At 61.1% G+C, this 5,645-nt stretch carries 2 protein-coding genes and 2 pseudogenes; 3 read left to right on the plus strand and 1 reads right to left on the minus strand.

From position 1 onward, the window contains the following. Positions 1-1,524 precede the first annotated feature (1,524 nt). On the minus strand, positions 1,525-2,814 hold the full coding sequence (locus AC5RWX_RS29445; protein WP_494099770.1) for an ISL3 family transposase: 1,290 nt from the start codon (positions 2,812-2,814) through the stop codon (positions 1,525-1,527). 337 nt (positions 2,815-3,151) lie between these two features. Here AC5RWX_RS29445 and AC5RWX_RS29450 point away from each other — a divergent pair. The 3 genes and pseudogenes from AC5RWX_RS29450 to AC5RWX_RS29460 all read left to right on the plus strand — a co-directional run bounded on the left by AC5RWX_RS29450 (position 3,152) and on the right by AC5RWX_RS29460 (position 5,304). Then, positions 3,152-4,471 (plus strand): annotated as a pseudogene (locus tag AC5RWX_RS29450) (ISL3 family transposase). A gap of 97 nt (positions 4,472-4,568) precedes the next feature. Then, positions 4,569-4,814, plus strand: a pseudogene (locus tag AC5RWX_RS29455) (IS3 family transposase); the annotation flags it as partial. Positions 4,815-4,911: 97 nt separating this feature from the next. Continuing rightward, a complete protein-coding gene (locus tag AC5RWX_RS29460) occupies positions 4,912-5,304 on the plus strand; it encodes a transposase (protein ID WP_494099771.1) in 393 nt (130 codons plus the stop codon). Positions 5,305-5,645: the final 341 nt, after the last annotated feature.

The following is a 5,645-nucleotide window of genomic DNA, read 5'->3' on the forward strand; positions in this document are numbered from 1 at the left end:
CCGTGCCGGCAGGTAAACGCGTCATTGCGACTTTGTCCATTCGGGCAGTCTCTATAGCAGCCCAGCTAGGCCTTTTTGTTCTCATCGCCCGAGTAACCGACTTAGGGACTGTCGGGGTTTTCGCACTGGCAAGCGCTACTTGGGTACTGATGCGGGCCCTACTACCGATGGGCTGGAATATAGCCGTTCTTAAACGCACGGCTGTACTCTTGGAGACGGGTTCTGGCCGCGATGCCTTCAGGTTGATGATGAGGGCGGTCATAGAAACCCTTATGCTAGGGACGCTGTTGGTGGGCGCTTTTGCTGCACTTCTTTTGGGACTCAACGACAGACAAATCGTGTTGTGGCTACTGATCGCAAGCGTCGGCCTCGTCTGGGCTAATGTAGCAATTTTGGTTGCCTACCTTCGTGCCTACGGATACTTGGTAACAAGCCAGGTTTTTGATGGAGTTGTTATCTATGTGATTCCGTTGACTGTTTGTGTGGCTAGCGTGGCTTACATTGGGCGTTTGGATATCGTTCTCGTAGTCGGGTCACACTTGCTAAGTGGAATCCTGGCGTGGATTTGCTTGTTCGCACTGGTTGTCCGTTTGCTCCGGGCATCGAATGCCGAAATGGGGCCCACCATCCTGTCATTCGCGGATGAGCGCCAGCTCGCTCGACGCCTCTGGTGGAACCAAGTTTTCAGCGCGTTGTCCAGTAGAGCTCCAGTCTTGTTGACAACCCCTTTGGCTGGAGTCGCTACTACGGCCATTATTGAGACAGGACTTCGCACGCAGTTAGTAGGGGCGACTTTGGCTTGGGCCGGAGGGACAGTCGCCAGTCCCCGATACGCAGTAGCTCATCATCATGGACGACCGGACGCGGCCCTGGTCCTAAGCGCTGTTACGTGGGCGACGATGCTACCGAGTGCCCTCGTTGCCGGCGTCTTGATAGTCTGGGGTGACCCAGTCCTCCAGATCCTTGGCGAGGCTTACGCGAAAGAACGGATAGCCGTAGCGTTGATGGCTACCGCCGCCGTGGCAGAGCTACCTGCTGCATGTGCGGGTTATTTTCTTATGATGACCGGCCGCGAGAAGATCGCTAGTCTCTCGACCTTGCTTCAGCTCTTGGTACTTTCGTTTTCTGCGCTTCTTTTGGGGCCGCAGTGGGGGGCGTTTGGAATAGCAGGGGCCGTCTTTGTCGCCGCTTGCTGCCGGTCGTTGGTAGTCCTGATTTCGCTGCGACTCAGCAAAGTGGAATCCCCGCTCTCGCCAAAAGGGTTGATATTTCTACTACGAGCTATCATTCCTGACCGTCCTAAGCCCCGCCATCGGAAAGGTGACTAGGTGCGGGAGGCCGGGCCCGCGCAATGGAAGATAGAAGAGATGAAATGTTCTGGCCGGTCAGAAATCATCTACGCGACGGAGACATGGGTCCAGTGGAATTAGTGGTCAGGCCGCCCAGAATGCATGGTTAAGAATATAGTGATATGGCTAAGTGGCTCTTCACGGTTCGTGGTGATTGGTCTGCCGTGATGGGTGGTCATGCTGCCGTTCTGGCGGCACTGCGCAACAGGATACGCGTTTTGTAGTTGCGGGCGTTGGTGAATCCCCGGCCTGTCCTTTTGATGTGCTTGATCGCGGTGTTGTTGGCTTCCACCTTCGCTGTTGTGGCACCGGTGACAATGAGTACCTCGATCTCTTTCCACCACCGGCAGACCGTGCGCCAGAGCCGACTGGTTTCCGGCTGGGCAGCCTGTTCGACCAGGGCCTGCAGGCGGTCTTTCGCGGCGGCCGCGTCGGCGAGGGACCCGGTTGCCAGCAGCGCGCGGAGCTGCTCTTTGACCAGCCAGGCGGCCTGAAGTTTCCCGGTGGCATCGTCGGTGGCGAACACGGTGGTGAGCCTGTCCCGGGCCCGGTCCGGGAGTGTGTCCCCGGCGCGCAGGAGCAGGCGGCGGTTGGCCCAGACCGGGTCGATGGAGCGGCCTCGCCGGCCGTGGACCTGCTGGGTGAGCCGTTGCCGGACTTCGGTGAGCATGTCGTTGCCGAGCTTGACCAAGTGGAACGCGTCGACCGAGACGGCGGTGCGCGGCAGCCACATCCGCAGGGCCTTGCGGAACGCCGCTGACGGGTCGATCGCGACAACCTGCACGCCCAGACGCCACTCGAGCGGCCGGGCGAACAGCCAGTCTCCGACGCCCTCGCTGTCGCGGCCGTCCACAATGCCAAGGACCTGCCCGGTGTCCAGATCGACGATGGTGGTCATCCAGGGTTCGTAGCGTTTCCAGGCCTTGGTGGCTGGGTCGCGGAAGAACCGCACGGACCGGTAGCGGTGTTCATCAATGCCGAGCATCCGCGGGGCCAGCGCATCAACGTCAGGCAGCGTCAGCGCCGCAGAATCTATAGCCCGCTGGACCAGCCACCATGAGACACCGAACGAATACGCGGCCTCCGCCGCGGCCCTTCCCGATCCGACCACGGCGGCCACCAGGGCATCGCGGAGCCGGCGGGTGGATCGTGCCCGGCGCGGGACCTGGGTGGTCTCCTCCGTAAACGTCCCGCGCGGACACAAATACTCATCGCAGAAGAATCTTCGCTTGGCCCAAATAACCTCCACCGGGCCGGCGACAGGGATGTCGCGGAGACGATGGGGCCGGCGTGAATGCACGCGGGCGCTGATCACACCGCAGGACGGGCAGCCCGCCTCGATGGTGGCCACGACGCGGACCCGCCGCTGCCCGAAGGCGAGGATCTCTGCATCGGTGACGCGGTAGTCGGGTAGGTTAAAAATGGCGGTGGCAGCATCGGGGCGCGGCGAAGTAGGCTCGATCAAGGCTCGTAGCTCCTGACTCTTGATGAATGCGTAGAGAACATCCATCACAGCAGGGCTACGAGCCCTTCAGCTTTCAAGACACGGAACCTGTTTCACCATCAACCACGAAGAGCCGGCTAAGTTAGCGATCCGCGCGTGTGGTTGCGTTTGTTTATCTTTTCGCGGCGTTTCTTGGCACCGCCTTTGACGGCCCTTCGCAGATGAGCGTGGTTTGGGCCGTCAGATGCCCAAGGCGGTAAGGCGTTCTGATGCCGCTGCGGCGTAGTGCAGGAGGAGAAAGGTCAGGGCCTCTTTGAATTGGTAGCGACCAAGCTTCCAATTAAAGAGAGACCCTGATATGCCCAATGCTACTTCCTGCCCGGGCGGTCGCTGGTGCGAGCGGGCCGACGCGCTTCTTGGTGTCGAAGGCATCCACATCCGCTCAGTGACGGCGGCCGGGACCTGCCTGGTCCTGCACGTCGAGACAGCCGAAACCGTCAGCGGTTGTCCGGACTGCGGCGTCGTCGCGGTGGGGCACGGCCGCCGCCAGATCCGGCTCCATGACACCCCGTGTTTCGGGCGGCCGGTGCGGCTGCTGAGGGCCAAGCGTGTCTGGCGCTGCCCGGATCCTGACTGCCCCAGAACCACCTTCACTGAAGAACATGAGTTGGCCGGGCTCCGGGCGAAACTGACTGCCAGGGCTGTTGCATGGGCGACTGACGGTCTGCAGCGCTTCGACACCTCGGTCCGCGCCCTGGCCCACCAGCTCTGCATCTCCTGGCACACGGCCTGGCACGCCATCAAGGCAGAGGTCGCCCGGCGGATCGCAACGGCTGGCCGGCTGACAGGCGTGGATGCGCTCGGCTTCGACGAGCATGTCTGGTACCACACCGGCCCGCCCGGATCCGGCATGGTCACCGGGATCGTGGACCACACCCGCGACGCGAACGGTCTGGTATATGCAAGGTTGCTGGACCTCGTTCCGGGCCGGTCCGGGAAGGCTTACGCAGACTCGCTTGAGACCGCGGCGAGGCATTCACTGCCGGCATCAAAACGGCAGCGCTGGATCCCTTCCGCGGCTACGCCAACGCGACCCGCGACGAACTGCCCGAAACCATCACTGTCCTGGACGCCTTCCACGTCGTGAAACTCGGCTAAGCCATGTCGATGAAGTCCGCCGCAGGTCCAGCACGACACGCTCGGGCACCGGGGCCGCAAGGGAGACCCGCTTTACGGGATCCGCCGGACCCTGCCGATCGGAGCCGAACACCTCACCGACAAACAGGCCGCACGCCTCGATGCAAAACTCACCCTCGGGGACCCGGGCCACGAAGTCACACTCGCCTGGCAGTGCTACCAGAAGCTCCGCAACATCTACCACGCCAAACCCGAGCAGGGCAGGGAACTCGTCACCGAGGTGATCGCGTCATTCCCGTCCTGCCCGATCCCTGAAATCGCCCGGCTCGGCCGGACACTCAAACAAAGGAAGGCCGCGATCCTGGCCTACTTCGACACCCGCGGCACCTCGAACGGCCCCACCGAAGCGATCAACGGCGTCATCGAAACCACCCGCAGAATCGCCCGCGGCTTCCGCAACTTCACCAACTACAGACTCAGATGCCTACTCGCCGCCGGCGGCCATCGCCCCTACCAAATTAAACAGACCAACCAAGCCTAAATGCGAAGAGTTAGTTAACCGAACTGGAAACGCTTGCGCCGGGAGAACGAACGGCTCCGCGCGGAGTTGGCGTATCTGGGAGGGCTCAGGAACGACAGTGAAGGTTCAAGCCCTCATTGCCCTCAAGGCTGACTACCCACTCCCGGTCCTGCTGCTGGTTTCGGGCCTGGCCCACTCGACGTTCTTTTATCACCAGGCCCGGCTCCGGTCCCCAGATCCGAAGGAAGCACTCAAGGCCGCGGTCACGGAGATCTTCATGACAAACCATGGCCGCCACGGCCACCGCCGGATCCACAGCGAGCTAACCAGGCAAGGGTGGGCGGTTGCGAAGAAGACCGTGCTGAAACTGATGCTCGCTCACTTCAGCTGTTCTGCAAGGTCCGGCGAAGGAAGCGCTATAACTTTTACCAACCTGTCTCAAGCCGGGGCAGCAGCCGCTGGTGCACTCGGACCAAGGCGTCCAATACCAACACGCCTCATGGCAGATCCTTCTCAACGATGCCGGCGCCGCCCAGTCGATGTCCCGCAAGGGCAACTGCTACGACAACGCAGTCATGGAGAACTTCTTCGGACATCTCAACGAAGAACTCTTCCACCACGTCCGCTTCCTCAGCACCGACGCCCTTGCAACAGCACTGAACGATTACAACCACTGGTACAACACCGAAAGAATCTCCACAAGGCTCAAGGGCCTAAGCCCGGTGCAATACCGGACCAGACTGTCGCGGCCCAGAATCCCACTTACCCAGTCAAGTACCCAGGACCAGTTCAAAGTGCCGCCCGGACGGCGGCATGACACTCAAGTAGGGGATGAATTCTCCCATGAACCGTAAAGAGCCGATTAACTGGCCGATTGGTGGTCATTGACAGACACGGACTCAATTCGCCAGTTAGGACGAAGAGCAAAGTCCGCTGCAATGTGCTACTACGCGATAATCTCGCCCCTTCGTTGGAGGAGCAATAACAGGAAGGGATCAAGGGACGACGGTCCTGCGAAGTGGTTCCCGTGCTGCCTATGCAGCTTGACTACCAAGGTGCCCTTGGGCCCTTACGTAGGCCATGCCGGGCCCTTGGTATCCGCAAAACCCGACATGGGTCATCGAGCGAGGTTGCTTGTAGGGAACTTTCCAGGTGGCCTAAGTTCCGAAGACGTGACCGCACTGGCCGGCTCACT

This window comes from Arthrobacter sp. SPT-J7 (assembly GCF_059089965.1).